This is a genomic window from Roseateles sp. 22389 (assembly GCF_052044995.1).
In the GTDB taxonomy this organism is placed as follows: Bacteria; Pseudomonadota; Gammaproteobacteria; order Burkholderiales; family Burkholderiaceae_C; genus Roseateles.
The window spans coordinates 19,400-36,047 of sequence record NZ_JBQEOF010000034.1 but is presented as its reverse complement, the minus strand read 5'-3'; the positions used below and the strand labels follow the sequence as shown (position 1 = coordinate 36,047).

Here is a 16,648-nt window from a genome sequence, read left to right as displayed (position 1 = left end):
GCGTTCAGCGCCAGGATGTTGGTCTGGAACGCGATGCCGTCGATGACGCCGATGATGTCGTTGATCTTCTTGGAGCTGGCGTTGATCTCGTCCATCGTCGAGACCACCTGGCCCACCACCTCGCCACCGCGCGCTGCCGCGCTCGACGCGCTCGAGGCCAGCTGGTTGGCCGTCTGCGCCGCGTCGGCGGTCTGGCGCACCGTCGCGGTCAGTTCCTCCATCGACGAGGCCGCCTGCTGCAGGTTGGACGCGGTCTCCTCGGTGCGCTGCGACAGGTCCTGCGAGCCGATCGCGATCTCGCTGGAGGCGGTGGTGATCGAGTTGCTGGCCGAGCGCACGTCCAGCAGGATGCGCTGGATCTTCTCGGCGAACAGGTTGAAGGACGACGCGATGCGGCCGACCTCGTCCCGGCCGCCCGCGGGCAGGCGCTGGGTCAGGTCGCCGTCGCCGGCGCTGATGTCGTCCAGCGCGGCGCGCACGCGGTCCACGCCGCGCAGCATCGCGCTGATCGTGCCGGTCATCGCCAGCGCGGCGATCGCCATCATGACCAGCGCCGTGATCATCGCGGTGCGCAGCAGCGCGCCCAGCGAGGCCAGCGCCTCGTCCTTCTTCGCCGCGACGAACAGCTGCCAGTCGGTGTCCGCGATCGGGGTGCCGCTGATCAGGAAGTCGTCCCCGCCGACCCGCGCCTCGGCCCAGCCGGCCTGCGGGTCCAGCGCGGTCGCCAGCGCCTGCGGCGTCAGCTGCTCGGAGATCGCCGTGGCCGCCTTCAGCGCCAACTGGGCGTCCGGGTGCGCGACGATCTTCCCGTCCTTGGACATCAGGAAGGCGAAACCGCCGGGTGTCGGCTTGATCGCCTGGACCGTGGCGACGACGTCGTCCAGGAAGACATCGGTGGCGACCACGGCCTTGGTGCCGCCGCCGCTCTTGTCCGCCGCCGCGAAGGTCACCACCAGGCGGCCCTTGGACGCGTCCATGTAGGGCGCGGTCAGGATCGTTCCCGACGCGGAAGCGGCGCCGGTGTACCAGGGGCGGCCGGTGGGGTCGTAGTCGGCGGGCAGGTTCTGCGGCGTGTTGAAGACGATCTTCTTGTCCGCGAAGCCGACGTAGGCGGCCTCGAGCCGGCCGGACTTGGCCGCCTGCTGCAGCAGCGGCACCGGGTCGGCGGCGCCGACCGCCGGCTGCAGCGAGGCCACGATGTCGCGCTGCGCCCGCACCCATTGCCGGATCGCGTCGCCGCGCGCCGCGGCCAGTTCATCCAGGGCTTGGGAAACCTGCCGGTGGGTGTGGCCGCGCACCGTCACGTAGTTGGCGACGGTGATCGCCAGCAGCGTCAGGGCGACGATGCCCACGCCCAGCGAGATCAGTCGGGTCTTGATCGAGTCGAACATGAACGGGCTCCGTGTCTCGTCGGCGCCGGGCGTGTGCCGCTCTCTGGCGCGTGCCTCCACGATTCGCTCTCTCGGTCTTTTCTCCTGCTCCGGGACCCCTCAGGGCAGGGCGCACGCCCGGCAGGAGAAACGCCCGGACGGTGCCGGGCGTTGCGCGTGATCAGGCCGTGGTCATCGCATCCATCAGGCCCATGTCCGCGCTGGACATCAGGCCCTCGATGTCGATCAGGATCAGCATGCGCTCGGCGACCGCGCCGATGCCCATGATGAAGCTGGTGTTGACGGCGCTGGCGCTCAGCTCGGGCGCCGGGCGGATCACGTCGCGGTTCAGCTCCAGCACGTCCGACACCGAGTCGACCACCGCGCCGACGACGCGGTTCTTGACGTTCAGCACGATGACGACGGTGAAGCTGTTGTACTCGGCGGTGGCGCAGCCCAGCTTCAGGCGCAGGTCCACGATCGGGACGATGACGCCGCGCAGGTTCACCACGCCCTTGATGAACTCGGGCGCGTTGGCAATGCGGGTCGGCTGCTCGTAGGAGCGGATCTCCTGCACCTTCAGGATGTCGATGCCGTACTCCTCCTGACCCAGGCGGAAGGTCAGGTACTCGCCGCTGGCGGGCGCGGCGCTGACGCCTTGCGGGACCAGCGCGCCGGAGTTCGCTTGCATGACTTGCGTGCCGGTTTGTTGAACGATTTCCATGTGTTGACCTCGTGCGGCGGATTAGAAGGTTTCCCAGTCGCCGTCGGCGGCGGTGGTGGCCGGCACAGCCGGCGGCGGAGTGAACGGAGCGGGCGCGGCCTTCGGGGCCACGGGCTTGGGAGCGGCGGGCTTGAGCGCGGCCCGGGCCGGCTTGGCGGCCGTGTTTGCGGCCGTCTTTGCGACGCCATGGGCCGACGACGCCAGCGGCTTCGCGGCAGCCACCGGCTTGGCGGCTGGCGCCGTGGCGGCGCTGAACGACGCGGCCGGCCTGGCGCTGAAGGTCGTCGACGCGGACGTGACGCCCGACGACGACGAAGAAGACGGCGACGAAGAAGACGACGACTTCGCGGTGAACGCGGTCGCCGACAGCGCGCCGGCGCTGCCCGACACGCGGAAGCGGTCGACCACGGCGCCCAGGCGCTCGGCCTGGTCCTTCAGGCTCTCGGCGGCGGCGGCGGACTGCTCCACCAGCGCGGCGTTCTGCTGCGTCATCTGGTCCAGGTTGCTCACGCCCTGGTTGACCTGGCTGATGCCGTCGCTCTGCTCGCTGGACGCGGCGGTGATCTCGCCGATGATGTCCGTCACCCGCTGCACGCTGGAGACGATGTCGCTCATCGTCGAGCCCGCTTCCTGCACCAGGCGCGAGCCGGTCTCCACGCGCTCGACGCTGGCGCCGATCAGGGTCTTGATCTCGCGCGCGGCCTCGGCGCTGCGCTGGGCCAGCGAGCGCACCTCGCCCGCCACCACCGCGAAACCGCGGCCCTGCTCGCCGGCGCGGGCGGCTTCCACCGCCGCGTTCAGCGCCAGGATGTTGGTCTGGAAGGCGATGCCGTCGATCGTGCCGATGATGTCGCTGATGCGCTTGGAGCTGGCGTTGATCTCGTCCATCGTCGAGACCACCTGGCTCACCACCTCGCCGCCCTTGGCCGCCGCGCCCGAGGCGGAGGAAGCCAGCTGGTTGGCGGTGCGCGCCGAATCGGCGGTCTGCTTGACCGTGCCGGTCAGCTGCACCAGCGAGGAGGCGGCCTCCTGCAGGTTGGATGCGGTCTGCTCGGTGCGGCTTGACAGGTCCTGGTTGCCGGTGGCGATCTCCACCGAGGCGGTGCGGATCGAATCGGCCGCGGTGCGCAGCTGCCCGACCATCGCCTGCAGCGCTTCCTGCATGTGGTGCAGCGAGCGCATCAGCTTGGAGGCCTCGTCCACGCCCTCGACCGGCTTCATCTCGCGGGACAGGTCGCCCTCGGCGATGGCCTCGGCGAGCGCCTCGGCCTCGGCCAGCGGCGCGCAGATGGTCTGCATGTTCAGCAGCGTCAGCGGCACCACGACGATCGCGGCGAACACCAGCACCAGGCCGAAGGTCCAGAGCACGCCGCCCTGCGTCTTCTCGATGCCGGCGCGCATGTCCTCGGCCTGGGCCTGCATGCGCTTCTCGACTTCGTCGAGCTGCTTCTCGGCCTGCGCGACCTGCTCCTTGGCGGGACCGAGCAGCCGATCCGCCACCGCGGCGTGGTCATAGGCGCCGGCCTCCAGCTGCGACACCACGTTGGCCGCCTTCTGCGCGTAGGTCTCCAGCGAGGCCTTGATCTGCATCAGCACGGCCTTGTCGTCTTCCGGGCTGAGCGCGGCGACGGCCTCGAGGTGCTCGGCCGCGGCCTTGCGCGACTTGTCCCAGGCCGCGTGGGCCTGCTTCACGACCTCGGGCTTCTCGTAGTTGATGATCATGTCCTTCTCGTAGCGACGGATCTCTCCCATCGCGCCGTGAAGGGCGCCCACGCGCTGGCCGCGGGTCGCGGATTTCTCCAGGAACTCCTGGGTCTGGCCTCGCATCGACTGCATGCCGAACAGGCCGACACTGCCGACCACCATCAGGAGCGCCAGCACGATGCCGATCGCGCCGATCATGCGGGTCCGGATGCTGAATTGACGCATCAACGCGCTGAAATTCATGTCTACCTCTTATGCGTTGCGCATCGGCCGCCCGGCCGATGCCCACGTGACTTCAATGGCGCTCAATGACGTTCAATGGCGCGAGCGGCGCACCAGGCTGCCCACGTCCAGGATCAGCGCGACGCGGCCGTCACCCATGATGGTGGCGCCGGAGACGTCGGTGACCTTGCGGTAGTTCGCCTCCAGGTTCTTGACCACGACCTGCTGCTGGCCGAGCAGCTCGTCCACCAGCAGCGCGACGCGGCCGCCCTCGGCCTCGACCACGACCATGATCGAGCTGACATGCTCGAAGTCGAAGCGCGGCACGTTGAAGACCTGCTCGAGCTCGACGACGGGCATGTACTCGTCGCGGACCTCGACCACGCGGCCGGAGCCGCCGACGGTCTTGATCGTGTCGGCCTGGACCTGGAAGGACTCGACCACCGACGACAGCGGCAGGATGTAGACCTCTTCGCCGACGCCCACGCTCATGCCGTCCATGATGGCCAGCGTCAGCGGCAGCCGCACCGAGACCTTCATGCCGTAGCCCTCGGCGGAGTCGATCTCCACCGTGCCGCCCAGCGAGGTGATGTTCTTCTTCACCACGTCCATGCCGACGCCGCGGCCGGAGACGTCGGTGACCTGGTCCGCGGTCGAGAAGCCCGGCGCGAAGATCAGGCCCCAGACTTCCTGGTCGGTCATGGAGTCGGGCGCGTCGATGCCTTTCTCGCGAGCCTTCCTGATCAGCTTCTCGCGGTTCAGGCCGCGGCCGTCGTCGCGGACCTCGATGACGATGGAGCCGCCCTGGTGGGAGGCGACCAGCGTGATCGTGCCCTGCTCGGGCTTGCCCTTGGCCAGGCGATCGGCCGGCGATTCGATGCCGTGGTCGCAGCTGTTGCGCACCAGGTGGGTCAGCGGGTCGGTGATCTTCTCGACCAGGCCCTTGTCCAGTTCGGTGGCTTCGCCCTGCGTGACCAGCTCGACCTTCTTGCCCAGCTTGGCCGCCAGGTCGCGCAGCATGCGCGGGAAGCGGTTGAACACCACCGACATCGGGATCATGCGGATCGACATGACCGATTCCTGGAGGTCGCGGGTGTTGCGCTCCAGGTCGGCCAGGCCGGAGGCCAGTTGCTGGTACAGGCCCGGATCCAGGTTGCGGCTGTTCTGCGCCAGCATGGCCTGGGTGATGACGAGCTCGCCCACCAGGTTGATCAGCTGGTCGACCTTCTCGACCGACACGCGCAGCGTGGACTGGTCCGGGCTGGCGCCGCCGCCGGCGCGCGGGGCGACGTCGGTGCGGGCCGGGGCCGCCGGCTTGGCGGCCGGGACCGGCACGCTGGCCTTGGCGGCCTCGGCCGCCTTCGCCTCGGCGGCGGTGGCCTCGGGCACGCCCGGGGCGTCGTCGAAGAAGCCGTAGCCGGGGTCCTCGTCCTTCTTGGTCTCCACCGGCGCGCCGGGCGCGCCTTCATGGAAGCCGAAGCCCTCGGTCAGCGGCATCAGCTTGACCTGCTCGCGCGAGACGTGGAAGGTGAACAGGTCCAGCAGGTCGTTGTCGGTGCTGCTGGTCAGGACCTTGAACCGGCGCATGCCGTCGGCCGGGATGCCGCCGTCCAGCGGCTCGATGGTGCCCAGGTCGGTGATTTCCTTGAACAGCTCGACCAGGTTGTCCGCCTGCGCCGTGTTGCTCAGCGGGCCGACCAGCAGCTCGAGCTGGCGCACGGTGGACTTCAGCGGGGCGGGGGCCGCGGCCGCGGGCGCCGGGGCGGGCGCGGCGGCCGGGGCCGGCGCGGCCGTGGGGACGCGGGTGCCGTCCAGCGTGCCGCCGTCCACCAGCGTGCGGATGCTGCTGAGCAGGGCCGAGGTGTCCACCGCGTCGGCGCCCGAGCCCTGGTGACGGGCCAACTGCGCCTTGAGCGCGTCGCCCGACTGCAGCAGCACGTCCACCATCGGCGAGGTCGGGGCCAGTTCATGACGACGCAGCTTGTCCAGCAGCGTCTCCATCTGGTGCGTCAGCTCGGCCACGTCGTTGAAGCCGAACGTCGCCGCGCCGCCCTTGATCGAGTGGGCGCAGCGGAAGATGGCATTCATCTGCTCATCGTCCGGGTTCTCGATGTCCAGGTTGAGCAGCAGCTGCTCCATGTTGTCGAGGTTCTCGCCGGCCTCTTCGAAGAAGACCTGGTAGAACTGGCTCAGGTCGATGCCTGCGCCGAGGTTTGCGCCTTCGGAGGTCATATCTCCCATGAATCTCTCCAGCTCGCCTTCAGCGGATCACCTTGCCGATCACCTCGATCAGCTTGGCCGGGTCGAAAGGCTTGACCAGCCAGCCCGTGGCGCCGGCGGCGCGGCCGGCCTGCTTCATCTGGTCGCTGGACTCGGTGGTCAGGATCAGGATCGGCGTGGTCTTGAACTTGGGGTTGTCGCGCAGCTTCTTGGTGAGGCTGATCCCGTCCATCCGGGGCATGTTCTGGTCGGTCAGCACCAGGTCGAAATCGCGTTGCGACGACTTCTCCCAGGCGTCCTGCCCGTCCACCGCCTCCACGACGTTGAAACCCGCATTCTTGAGGGTGAACGAGACCATCTGGCGCATGGAGGCCGAATCGTCTACGGCGAGGATCGAGGGCATTTTTGGTTCTCCGGATGACAAGCGGTTTTCGGGTGGACCTGAAGATTCTTGAGGGCCTTGACGGCGGTCTGCCGACAGCGGCCGGTGTTTTCGTGACCTAACGGACGGAACGACGGAACATCGTCAGAACAACTCGATCGATCCCGCGTCCATCTCGTCCTGCGTGACGGGATTGGGACGCAGCGGGGCGGTCTCGACGACGGCCGTGCCGTCCTCGTCCTCCCCGAAGGTGTCGCGGGCCAACTGGTCCGAGCAATTGCGCAGCCGCTGGCTCGTGTGCGCGATCAGCTGCGTGGACATGTCCTGGAACTGCAGCGCCGTGATCGCACCGGCCAGATGCAGCATCAACTGCTGCAGCGCGTCCTGGTCCCGGGCCTCGGGCAGGCGCTCGCGCATCTGGTCGACCAGGCCCGACGCGCCGAAGAAATGCGTCGACAGGGCTTCGCAGGCATCGTCCAGCAGACGCTGCAGGCGCTCCAGGTCGTTGTTGACCGTCATCAAGTGGTCCTGCAGCTCGGCAGCGGCCAGCAGCGGCATCAGTCCGCTGCCTTCCGGCTCGACCGACGTCTCATCGATATGCATCTTGGCTCCACATAGGGCGTCCTGGTGCGTCGTCATGTCTGCCCAACTCAAACATGCGCCCGGACTTGTCGGCTGGCAAGAATCTTCGGCTTTTGCCACGCATCTGTCGACGGGACTAACCGTGCAAAGTAGTCCCATTAGCTTGGATCGACTGGACGCTGACAAATCTCGATAAGGGTAAACCCAAGACTCTACGGTTTCCAGATCAATAAAACCCAGGGGTCTCCTGCGCAGATGAGGGATGCGCGACAAACTTGGCATACTCGCGCCCATGCCGACTCTCCCCCTGGCCGAGCGCTGTCTGCGCCTGCTGCATATCGAGGATTCCGACCTGGATCACCAACTGATCCTGGCCCAACTGCAACGGGCCGGATTGCGTTTCGAAATCACGCGGCTGGACACGCTGCCCGATATCGAGGTCGCGCTCGACCGGACCTGGGATGCGGTGATTTCCGACTACAACCTGCCGGGGTTTTCGGGGCTCGTCGTGCTGGACATGATCAAGCAGCGGCAACTGGTGCTCCCGTTCGTGCTGGTGTCCGGCGAGATCGGCGAGGACACGGCGGTTGCGGCGATGCGCACCGGCGCCTCGGACTACCTGCTCAAGAACAATCTGGCGCGGCTGGCGCCGGCGCTGCTGCATGCGATCGAGTCCTGCGAGGCCCAGCTCGCCCGTCAGGAGGCCGACCGCGAACTGCTCAAGTCCAAGCAGCAGCTGCACGAGCTGGCGGGGCACCTGCAGACCAGCGTCGAGATGGAGCGGGCCGCGATCGCGCGCGAAATCCACGACGACGTCGGGGGCTCGCTGACGGCGCTCAAGTTCGACCTGGCGTGGATCGCGCGCCACAGCAAGGACGAGGACGTGCAGCAGCGGGTGCAGTCGGCGCTGGAGACGGTCACCAGCGCCATCGAATCGAGCCAGCGGATCATGCACAACCTGCGTCCGGCGATCCTGGAACAAGGATTGCTGGCAGCGGTGCAGTGGCTGGCGGCGCGCTTCGAGCGCCGCACCGGCATTGCGACCTCGGTGCGGCACGTGGGCGACCATTTCCAACTGCCGGCTGGCGTGCCGTTGGTGGCTTACCGCTGCGCGCAGGAGGCCTTGACCAACGTGTCCAAGCATGCCGGCGCGACCCGGGTCGAGGTGGAGTTGAGCATGGAGGGCGGCGTGCTGACGCTGGAGATCAAGGACAACGGCCACGGCATCGCGCCGGGCGACCTGAGCAAGGCCCGCAGCTTCGGCATCCGCGGCCTGCGCGAGCGCGCCGCGACGGTGGGCGGCTGGGTCGACCTGAGCAGCGGTCTGCATGGCACGGCGCTGATCCTGTCGGTGCCGCTGCGCGGCGTCATCGGCGACTTCGAGTTCGACGAGGACGGCGAGCCGCTCTCGGTCGGAGCCGGCCATGACCCCTCCTCGTGGGGCGCCCTATGATCAAAGTCATCCTCTGCGACGACCACGCGCTGATCCGCCGCGGCATCCGCGACACGCTCTCCGACGCGCCCGACATCGAGGTCGTCGGCGAGGCCGGGGACTACGGCGAGCTGCGCAGCCTGATGCGCAGCCTGCCGGTCGACAAGCAGTGCGACGTGCTGGTGCTGGACATCAACATGCCGGGCCGCAGCGGCCTGGACGTCCTGCACGTGCTCAAGGACGAGGGCACGACGACGCGGGTGCTGATCGTGTCGATGTATCCCGAGGACCAGTACGCGATCCGCGCGCTGCGCGCCGGAGCCTTCGGCTACGTGAACAAGGGCGGCGACCCGCAGCTGCTGGTGCAGGCGGTGCGCACCGTGGCGCAGGGCCGCAAGTACGTGACGCCGGAGATCGCGCAGATGCTGGTCGAGAGCCTGACGGCGCCGGCGCCGGAGCAGGCCCACCAGAAGCTGTCGGACCGCGAGCTGCAGACGCTGGTGATGATTGCCTCCGGCAAGCGCCTGTCCGACATCGCCGAGGAGCTGATGCTCAGCCCCAAGACCGTCAGCGTGTATCGCGCCCGTGTCCTGGAGAAGCTGGCGCTGTCCAACAATTCCGAGTTGACCGTCTACGCCATCCGCAACGGACTGGTCGAAAGCTGAGCAGCCCCCGCACTGCTCGCTGTTCCAAAGGGGGAAGTCAGCGAGCCCAAAAGGGGGGCAGGCAGCGAGTGAGAGTGGGGCCGGAATGGGGCTTGGGGGTCCAGGAGGGATCCCCCATGCCCCGTGGAGAGCCCGCGCTTGGCGATCCGAAGTCCTAACCCACGCGCGCCCGTCGAAACCGCCCCCTCCCGTTCGTCGTCTTCAGGGGACATTCGCGCCTGCCAGCCGCCATTCATCGCAAGCGAGTCTTGACGAGGCGGGGGCGCCTCGGAGAATGCGCCCCGGATTGAACACAGGGGGCCGTCATCGATACCGCATTGTTGAAAGAGCTGCGCATCCAGGGCGATGAGCGCGAGGACCATGGCGGCGGGCCGCCGCGGTGGGTCTGGATCCTGGGGGTGGTGCTGATGGTGCTGGTGCTGCTGGGCGCGGGCGGCTGGTGGTGGTGGACGCAGTCCCAGGTGCCGGAGGTGCAGACCGCGAACGCGCAGGCGCGCGGCGGCGCGGGCGGCAACGCGGTGCTCCAGGCTACCGGCTATGTGACCGCGCGGCGCGCGGCCACGGTCTCGACGCAGATCACCGGCACCTTGACCGAGGTGCTGTTCGAGGAGGGTGACAAGGTCCGCAAGGGCCAGGTGCTGGCCAGGCTCGAGGACCATGCGCTGCGGGCGGCGCTGGACATGGCGCGGGCGAACGTCAAGAGCGCCCAGGCCAACATCGAGGCGACGCGGGCGCAGCTGGTGCAGGCGCAGTCCGACCTCCGGCGCCAGGACGAGCTGGCCCTGAGCGGCATGACGACCCGGCAGCTGGCCGAGCAGGCCCGCACGGCGGTGACCGCGACCGCGGCGCAGCTGGAGGCGCGGCGCCGCGAGGCCGACGCCGCCTCGGCGCAGGCGGCGCAGGCGCAGGTCAACTTCGACTACACGGTGGTCAAGGCGCCGTTCTCCGGCGTCATCACCGCCAAGGCGGCGCAGGTCGGCGAGATCGTCTCGCCGCTGTCCGCCGGCGGCGGCTTCACCCGCACCGGTGTCGGCACCATCGTCGACATGGACTCGCTGGAAGTGGACGTCGACGTCAACGAGGCCTACATCGGCCAGGTCAAGTCCGACATGCCGGCCGAGGCGGTGCTGGACGCCTATCCCGACTGGCGCATCCCGGCACATGTGATCGCGGTGGTGCCGTCGGCCGACCGCGGCAAGGCGACCGTCAAGGTGCGGGTGGCGCTGGAGCAGAAGGACCAGCGCGTCGTGCCCGACATGGGCGTGCGGGTGTCCTTCCTCGCCGGCAAGGCGCAGGCGCAGGCCGCGCCGCCGCCGGGCGTGCTGGTGCCGCGGTCCGCGGTCGTCACGCGCGACGGCGCGGACGTGGTGTTCGTCGTCGTCGGCCAGAAGGCCGCGGCGCGCAAGGTCAAGCAGGGAACGCCGGTGGGCGATCAGGCGGTGGTGCTCGAGGGCCTGAAGGCCGGCGAGCCCCTCGTGCTGAGTCCGCCGGAGCAGTTGCGGGATGGCGGCGCGATCAAGCTGACCGCCGCCAAGTGAACGAAGTGCATGAACCGTTGAAGCGAGGAGTCACCGTGAGCAACCTGATCGAGATCCGTGACCTGTCCAAGGTCTACACCCGCGGCAAGCAGAAGGTGGAGGTGCTGCACCACATCGACCTGGACGTCGCCCAGGGCGAGTTCCTGGCCTTGATGGGCCCGTCGGGCTCCGGCAAGACGACGCTGCTGAACCTGATCGGCGGGCTGGACCAGCCCAGCGGCGGCAGCATCGCCATCGGGGGCGAACGCATCGACCAGCTCAGTGCCGCGAAGCTGTCCAAGTGGCGCGCGGCCAAGGTCGGCTTCGTGTTCCAGTTCTACAACCTGATGCCGACGCTCTCGGCGCAGCGCAACGTCGAGCTGCCGCTGCTGCTGACCAAGCTGTCGGCCGCGGAGCGCAAGAAGCGCGCCGCGATCGCGCTGGCGCTGGTGGGCCTGTCGGACCGCGCCAGCCACAAGCCGACCGAGCTCTCGGGCGGCCAGCAGCAGCGCGTGTCGATCGCCCGGGCGATCGTGTCCGACCCGACGCTGCTGGTCTGCGACGAACCGACCGGTGACCTGGACCGCCAGTCCGCCGAGGACGTGCTGGCGCTGCTGCAGGCGCTCAACCGCGACCACGGCAAGACCATCGTGATGGTCACCCACGACCCGAAGGCCGCCGAGCGCGCGCGCCAGACGCTGCACCTGGACAAGGGCACGCTGGTCGAGCAGGTCGCCCACGTGGTGGCCTGAGGCCGCGGCGGCACGGCAACGACAAGGGGTCGTCATGAAATACCTTCATCTCATCTGGGCGGCGCTGTTCCGGCGCAAGCTGCGGACGGTGCTGACGCTGGTGTCCATCATCACCGCGTTCCTGCTGTTCGGGCTGCTGGACGCGGTCCGCACCTCGTTCGACCAGGCCGGCCAGTCGGCCAATGGCGCATCGCGGCTGCAGACCGGCTCGCGGCTGTCCTTCATCCAGACGCTGCCGATGGCGCTGACCCAGCGCATCCAGGCGGTGGACGGCGTCAAGATGGTGACCTACGCGAACTGGTTCGGCGGCGCCTACCAGGACCCGCACAACCAGGTCTTCAGTTTCGCGGTGGCGCAGAACTACCTGGACGCGTATCCGGAGATGGTCGTCACCGACCAGGCGAAGCAGGCCTTCGCCTCGACCCGCATCGGCGCGCTGGTCGGCGAGGGCCTGGCCAGGCGCTTCAACTGGAAGGTCGGGGACAAGATCCCGCTGCAGTCGACGATTTTCCCGGACCGCAGCGGCAGCAAGAACTGGCAGTTCGAGATCGTCGGCCTGATCCACGCGGCGGACAAGAAATCCGGCGGCTGGTACGACCAGATGTTCCTGCTGAACTGGAAGTACTTCGACGACACGACGCCCTACAACCAGGGCGCCGTCGGCTGGTACGTGACGCGCGTGAACGACGCCAACCAGGCGGACCGCGTGGCCAAGGCGATCGATGCGATCTCGGCCAACTCGGACCATGAGACGCGCACGCAGACCGAGCAGGCGGCGATGGCCTCGTGGATGAAGCAGGTCGCCGACATCGGGCTGATCGTCAGCTCCATCATGGGCGCGGTGTTCTTCACGCTGCTGCTGCTGTCGGGCAACACGATGATGCAGGCGGTGCGCGAGCGCACCAGCGAGATCGCGGTGCTCAAGACGATCGGCTTCTCGGGGCACAGCGTGCTGGCGATGGTGCTGGCGGAGTCCATCCTGCTGCTGGTCATCGGCGGCGTGATCGGACTGGGCCTGGCCAGCGTGCTGGGTCCGATCATCAGCGCGGGCAGCGGCGGGTCCCTGAACCTGCCGGCGGCCGGCTTGAACAGCTGGGCCATGGGTGTGGGCTTCATGGTGCTGTTCGGGGTGATCGTCGGCGCGCTGCCGGCGCTCAACGCGATGCGGCTGAACATCACCGACGCGCTGGCGGGGAGGGCCTGAACATGAAATTCCTGAAGAACCTGGGACTGGTGCTGCTGCTGGCGCTGGTGCTGGCCGCGTGGGTGATGCTGCCGTGGTTCGGTGCCCTGGCGCTGGCCGTGCTGCTGGCGCTGTGGATGCTGCTGACGCGGCGGGGGGCGCAGGCGCGGTCGGTGACCAGCGTCGGCGTCAGCACGCTGCCGCAGCGGCTGGGCTCGTCGGCGGTGATCGTCGTGGGCATCGCCGGCGTCGTCGGCGTGCTGGTGGCGCTGCTGGCGATGGCCGAGGGGTATGCCGAGACCTTGCGCAAGTCCGGCAGCGAGGACACGGCGATCGTGCTGCGCGGCGCGTCGGCGGCCGAGGTGGCGTCGGTGATGTCGCGCGAGGACATCACGCAGATCGCGCAGGCGCCGGGCGTGGCCAAGAGCGCCAAGGGCGAGCCGCTGGTGTCGGCCGAGACGGTGGTCGCGGCCAACCTGCCGGTCAAGGGCACGACCACCGACGAGGAAGGCAGCGTGCAGATGCGCGGCGTGGGCGATGAAGCCTTCGCGGTGCGGCCGCAGGTCAAGATCATCAGCGGGCGCAAGTTCCAGCCCGGGCTCAAGGAGTTGATCGTCGGCCAGGGCGCGGCGCGGCAGTTCGAGGGCCTGGAGCCCGGCAAGCAACTGCGGCTGGGCAGCCAGATGTGGACGGTGACCGGCGTGTTCGCGTCGGGCGACTCGATGGAATCGGAGCTGTGGGCCGACGCGCCGGTGGTGGCCGAGACCTATCGCCGCGGCGCGAGCCGCAATTCGGTGACGGTGAAGCTGACCGATGCGGCGGCGTTCAAGGACTTCAAGGCCGCGCTGGAGGCCAATCCGCAGCTCAAGGTGGACGCCACGACGACGCTGGCCTTCTTCGCCAAGCAGTCGGAGCAGATGACCAAGATCCTGCGGATCATCGGCATCGTGGTGGGCAGCATCATGGCGGTGGGGGCGGTGTTCGGCGCGCTGAACACCATGTTCGCGGCGGTCGCCACACGCGCCCGGGAGATCGCCACGCTGCGCGCGATCGGCTTCCCCGGCCTGCCGGTGGTGGTGGCGGTGATGCTGGAGACCATGCTGCTGGCGGCGCTGGGCGGATTGATCGGCGGTGGCATCGCCTACCTGCTGTTCAACGGCCACGCGGCGTCGACGATGGCGGCCGGGTCGGTGGGCAAGCTGAGCTTCGAGCTGCGGGTGTCGGGGCAACTGCTGTGGGAAGGCCTCAAGTGGGCCCTGGCCATCGGCTTCATCGGCGGCCTGTTCCCGGCAGTGCGGGCGGCCAGCGTGCCGGTGACGACGGCGCTGCGGGAGCTGTGATCAGTCGCGCCTCCCGTCGGAGGCGCTCAGGCGAGGACCGACTCGCCCGGGAAACGGTCCGGTCCTCCGACAGACGGCGACTGGGCCGATGAGAGCGGTCATCCTGGGTGTCAGGCCGCGGAGGAAAGCCTTCTCTTCCTTGCTGCAAAGGTGGTCGGCCTCGGTGAAGCCATAGACGCTGAAGAGCAGGATGCCGTAGGAGTCGAACTCGGGACAAACACGCACCGTGATGTCCCGACCGGGATAACTCTTCAGCAGATGCTTGTGCAACTTGTCGAGGTCATTCGCTCGTACTTCATGGTGAAAACGTCCGAAGTTCTGGATGGTCCGCTCGTAGCGCGTCGAGCCGAACAGGGCGTCCGACTCTTCTCCGTGGCAGTGGGCAACCGGGGGGCGCCGCGGCACGCGGCGTTGGAAGGCGATGGCTTCGATCTTCTTGATCTCCGCCGGGGTCATGGGTCGCATGGTTCTCTCCATCAACAGGTGAACGATCCCGCGTCGCGTTGGGCGTTGCGGGGCTGTTGACATTGTTCAGACCTGACCCCGCATCAGCCATGACTCGAACTGGTTGGCGCGGAGGGAGAAAACGGCAAGAGCTGGGGCACCCAGCCGGGGGAGCGAGAGGGGCAGTCCGATGTCAGCGCACGGATGCGCTGGCGTCAGTTGAACGCCGCCAGCATCCGCTCCAGCGCGACCATGAAGGGCTGATGCATCAGCGGCAGCGTCGCCACCAGCCCCACCAAGCCGATGCTGACCGTCAGCGGGAAGCCCACCGAGAACACGTTCAACTGCGGCGCCACCCGCGAGATGATGCCCAGCACCAGGTTCACGAACATCAGCATCGTGATCAGCGGCAGCGCGATCCACAGACCCATGCGGAAGATCTCCGCGCCCCACACCTGCGGCTGCGCCACGCGCAGGAAGCGGAAGGGCTCCTCGCCGACCGGGAAGGCCTGGAAGCTCTCCACCAGCGAGTTGATCAGCATCAGGTGTCCGTTGATCGCGACGAACAGGAAGGCGACCATCGAGCCCAGGAAGCGCGACGAGGACGTGCCCTGCGAGCCGGTCGACGGATCGAAGAAGCCGGCGAAGTTCAAGCCCATCTGCAGACCGATCAGTTCGCCGGCGAATTCCAGCGCGGCGAACACCACCCGCACCGCGAAGCCCATCGCCAGGCCGATCAGCAACTGTTGCGCGACCGCCGTCAGCAGCTGCGGCAGGGAGTCCAGCGGGATCACCGGCATGGCCGGCAGCGACGGCTGCGCCGCCACCGCGATGAACAGCGCCAGGCCGATGCGCACCCGCGTCGGCACCTGGCGCTGGCTGAACACCGGCATGCCGGCGAACAGCGCCAGCGTGCGGATGAACGGCCACAGGATCGGATTGATCCAGGCCAGCAGCTGCGCTTCGCTGAAGGAGATCATCGGAGCGGCCGGAGGAACGGCGGGCAGGGCGGCGGGCTCAGCCCAGCGCCTGCGGAATGCTCTGCAGCGTGCGCTGGATGTATTCGACCAGGGTCGTGATCATCCAGGGCCCGGCGATCGCCAGCACCAGGACGGCGGCGACGATCTTGGGCACGAAGGACAGCGTCGATTCGTTGATCTGCGTCGCCGCCTGGAACACCGACACCAGCACCCCGACCGCCAGCACCGTCAGCAGGATGGGCGCCGCCACCATCAGCAGCACGTACAGGCCCTGCTGGCCGATCGTGAAGACCTGTTGAGCATCCATGGACTTCTCCTTGCGGACCGCGCCGCTACTGCGCGAACGAGGCCGCCAGCGATCCCAGCAGCAGGTTCCAGCCGTCCGCCAGCACGAACAGCATCAGCTTGAAGGGCAGCGACACCAGCACCGGCGACAGCATCATCATGCCCAGGCTCATCAGCACGCTGGAGACGATCATGTCGATCACCAGGAAGGGGATGAAGATCAGGAACGCGATCTGGAAGGCCGATTTCAGCTCGCTGGTCACGAAGGCCGGCACCAGCACGCGGAAGGGCACGTTCTCGGGCGCGACGTTGGGCTCGAGCTTGGCGAGCCGGGCGAACAGCGCGACGTCGGACTGGCGCGTCTGCTTCAGCATGAAGGACCGCATCGGCACCTGCGCGCGGTCCAGCGCCACGTCGAAGCCGATCTGGCCGCTCTGGTAGGGCTGCCAGGCCTCGGCGTAGACGCGGTCCAGCGTCGGGCTCATCACGAAGAAGGTGAGGAACAGCGACAGGCCCACGATCACCTGGTTGGGCGGCGCGGCCTGCGTGCCCAGCGCCTGGCGCAGCAGCGACAGCACGATCACGATCCGGGTGAAGCCGGTCATCATCAGCAGCACCGCCGGCAGGAAGCCCAGCGCGGTGAAGAACAGCAGCGTCTGGATCGGCACCGAGTAGCTGTTGCCGCCAGCGCCCTGGCCGATGATCAGCGGCACGCTGGCCGGCGCGCCGCCGCCCTGCTGGGCCCAGGCGGCGGCGCCCAGGCCGCCGAGCGCGGCGAGCACCGCCAGCGCGCGCAGCGGGCGCCGCGGCGGGGAAGGGAGGTTGGGGACCGTCATTCGCCGTGCC

General features: G+C 68.4%; 16 protein-coding genes. 6 read left to right on the top strand and 10 right to left on the bottom strand.

The annotated features are described in order from the left end of the window. From ACTJKJ_RS26975 to ACTJKJ_RS26950, 6 genes are all read right to left on the bottom strand, one after another. Window positions 1-1,391 (bottom strand): methyl-accepting chemotaxis protein (locus ACTJKJ_RS26975; RefSeq protein ID WP_440823229.1); only part of this gene is annotated, 1,391 nt, incomplete at its 3' end. A 160-nt stretch (window positions 1,392-1,551) separates the two neighbouring features. Next, window positions 1,552-2,061, bottom strand: a complete 510-nt coding sequence (locus ACTJKJ_RS26970; protein ID WP_440823231.1) for a chemotaxis protein CheW — start codon at window positions 2,059-2,061, stop codon at window positions 1,552-1,554. Window positions 2,062-2,115: 54 nt separating this feature from the next. After that, window positions 2,116-4,041, bottom strand: a complete 1,926-nt coding sequence (locus ACTJKJ_RS26965) for a methyl-accepting chemotaxis protein (protein ID WP_440823227.1) — start codon at window positions 4,039-4,041, stop codon at window positions 2,116-2,118. A gap of 72 nt (window positions 4,042-4,113) precedes the next feature. After that, window positions 4,114-6,261 (bottom strand): chemotaxis protein CheA, encoded by a 2,148-nt coding sequence (locus ACTJKJ_RS26960; protein WP_440823224.1) that lies wholly within the window; start codon window positions 6,259-6,261, stop codon window positions 4,114-4,116. Window positions 6,262-6,280: 19 nt separating this feature from the next. Then, window positions 6,281-6,643 carry a response regulator gene (locus tag ACTJKJ_RS26955; RefSeq protein ID WP_067068294.1) on the bottom strand — a complete coding sequence of 121 codons (363 nt, stop codon included), beginning with the start codon at window positions 6,641-6,643 and terminating at the stop codon, window positions 6,281-6,283. A 123-nt stretch (window positions 6,644-6,766) separates the two neighbouring features. Then, window positions 6,767-7,225 (bottom strand): hypothetical protein, encoded by a 459-nt coding sequence (locus ACTJKJ_RS26950; protein ID WP_343604014.1) that lies wholly within the window; start codon window positions 7,223-7,225, stop codon window positions 6,767-6,769. 271 nt (window positions 7,226-7,496) lie between these two features. Here ACTJKJ_RS26950 and ACTJKJ_RS26945 point away from each other — a divergent pair, with 271 nt between their 5' ends. The 6 genes from ACTJKJ_RS26945 to ACTJKJ_RS26920 all read left to right on the top strand — a co-directional run bounded on the left by ACTJKJ_RS26945 (window position 7,497) and on the right by ACTJKJ_RS26920 (window position 14,093). Further along, entirely contained in the window at window positions 7,497-8,657 is a 1,161-nt protein-coding gene (locus ACTJKJ_RS26945) for a histidine kinase (protein ID WP_440823222.1), read from the top strand. Beyond that, complete coding sequence (locus ACTJKJ_RS26940) at window positions 8,654-9,301, top strand: response regulator (RefSeq protein WP_091722286.1); 648 nt, start codon at window positions 8,654-8,656, stop codon at window positions 9,299-9,301. Before ACTJKJ_RS26945 ends, ACTJKJ_RS26940 begins: the two co-directional genes overlap by 4 nt. Window positions 9,302-9,618: 317 nt before the next feature. Continuing rightward, the gene (locus ACTJKJ_RS26935) at window positions 9,619-10,839 is read left to right on the top strand and encodes an efflux RND transporter periplasmic adaptor subunit (RefSeq protein ID WP_440823220.1); all 1,221 of its coding nucleotides are present in this window, start codon (window positions 9,619-9,621) and stop codon (window positions 10,837-10,839) included. Between the two features lie 35 nt (window positions 10,840-10,874). Then, a complete protein-coding gene (locus ACTJKJ_RS26930; RefSeq protein WP_343604009.1) occupies window positions 10,875-11,570 on the top strand; it encodes an ABC transporter ATP-binding protein in 696 nt (231 codons plus the stop codon). Between the two features lie 34 nt (window positions 11,571-11,604). Continuing rightward, a complete protein-coding gene (locus ACTJKJ_RS26925) occupies window positions 11,605-12,774 on the top strand; it encodes an ABC transporter permease (RefSeq protein WP_440823217.1) in 1,170 nt (389 codons plus the stop codon). 2 nt (window positions 12,775-12,776) lie between these two features. Beyond that, window positions 12,777-14,093, top strand: coding sequence for an ABC transporter permease (locus tag ACTJKJ_RS26920; RefSeq protein ID WP_183478467.1), 1,317 nt, complete (start codon window positions 12,777-12,779; stop codon window positions 14,091-14,093). On the opposite strand, the gene ACTJKJ_RS26915 is transcribed toward ACTJKJ_RS26920, so the two are convergent. The 4 genes from ACTJKJ_RS26915 to fliP form a co-directional block, all read right to left on the bottom strand. Beyond that, window positions 14,094-14,558, bottom strand: coding sequence for a hypothetical protein (locus ACTJKJ_RS26915; protein ID WP_440823215.1), 465 nt, complete (start codon window positions 14,556-14,558; stop codon window positions 14,094-14,096). 194 nt (window positions 14,559-14,752) lie between these two features. Further along, window positions 14,753-15,517: a flagellar biosynthetic protein FliR gene (gene fliR / locus ACTJKJ_RS26910; protein ID WP_091722317.1), complete on the bottom strand. Its 765-nt coding sequence runs from the start codon at window positions 15,515-15,517 to the stop codon at window positions 14,753-14,755. Window positions 15,518-15,554: 37 nt separating this feature from the next. Continuing rightward, a complete protein-coding gene (gene fliQ, locus ACTJKJ_RS26905; protein WP_091722320.1) occupies window positions 15,555-15,824 on the bottom strand; it encodes a flagellar biosynthesis protein FliQ in 270 nt (89 codons plus the stop codon). Window positions 15,825-15,849: 25 nt separating this feature from the next. Next, complete coding sequence (gene fliP / locus ACTJKJ_RS26900) at window positions 15,850-16,638, bottom strand: flagellar type III secretion system pore protein FliP (protein WP_297386354.1); 789 nt, start codon at window positions 16,636-16,638, stop codon at window positions 15,850-15,852. Between the last annotated feature and the right edge of the window lie 10 nt (window positions 16,639-16,648).

Coding starts and splice junctions, on each gene's coding strand:
- ACTJKJ_RS26970 (WP_440823231.1), bottom strand. CDS start 2,061: ATGCAAGCGAACTCCGGCGCGCTGGTCCCGCAAGGCGTCAGCGCCGCG.
- ACTJKJ_RS26965 (WP_440823227.1), bottom strand. CDS start 4,041: ATGAATTTCAGCGCGTTGATGCGTCAATTCAGCATCCGGACCCGCATG.
- ACTJKJ_RS26960 (WP_440823224.1), bottom strand. CDS start 6,261: ATGGGAGATATGACCTCCGAAGGCGCAAACCTCGGCGCAGGCATCGAC.
- ACTJKJ_RS26955 (WP_067068294.1), bottom strand. CDS start 6,643: ATGCCCTCGATCCTCGCCGTAGACGATTCGGCCTCCATGCGCCAGATG.
- ACTJKJ_RS26950 (WP_343604014.1), bottom strand. CDS start 7,225: ATGCATATCGATGAGACGTCGGTCGAGCCGGAAGGCAGCGGACTGATG.
- ACTJKJ_RS26945 (WP_440823222.1), top strand. CDS start 7,497: ATGCCGACTCTCCCCCTGGCCGAGCGCTGTCTGCGCCTGCTGCATATC.
- ACTJKJ_RS26940 (WP_091722286.1), top strand. CDS start 8,654: ATGATCAAAGTCATCCTCTGCGACGACCACGCGCTGATCCGCCGCGGC.
- ACTJKJ_RS26925 (WP_440823217.1), top strand. CDS start 11,605: ATGAAATACCTTCATCTCATCTGGGCGGCGCTGTTCCGGCGCAAGCTG.
- ACTJKJ_RS26920 (WP_183478467.1), top strand. CDS start 12,777: ATGAAATTCCTGAAGAACCTGGGACTGGTGCTGCTGCTGGCGCTGGTG.
- ACTJKJ_RS26915 (WP_440823215.1), bottom strand. CDS start 14,558: ATGCGACCCATGACCCCGGCGGAGATCAAGAAGATCGAAGCCATCGCC.
- fliR (WP_091722317.1), bottom strand. CDS start 15,517: ATGATCTCCTTCAGCGAAGCGCAGCTGCTGGCCTGGATCAATCCGATC.
- fliQ (WP_091722320.1), bottom strand. CDS start 15,824: ATGGATGCTCAACAGGTCTTCACGATCGGCCAGCAGGGCCTGTACGTG.
- fliP (WP_297386354.1), bottom strand. CDS start 16,638: ATGACGGTCCCCAACCTCCCTTCCCCGCCGCGGCGCCCGCTGCGCGCG.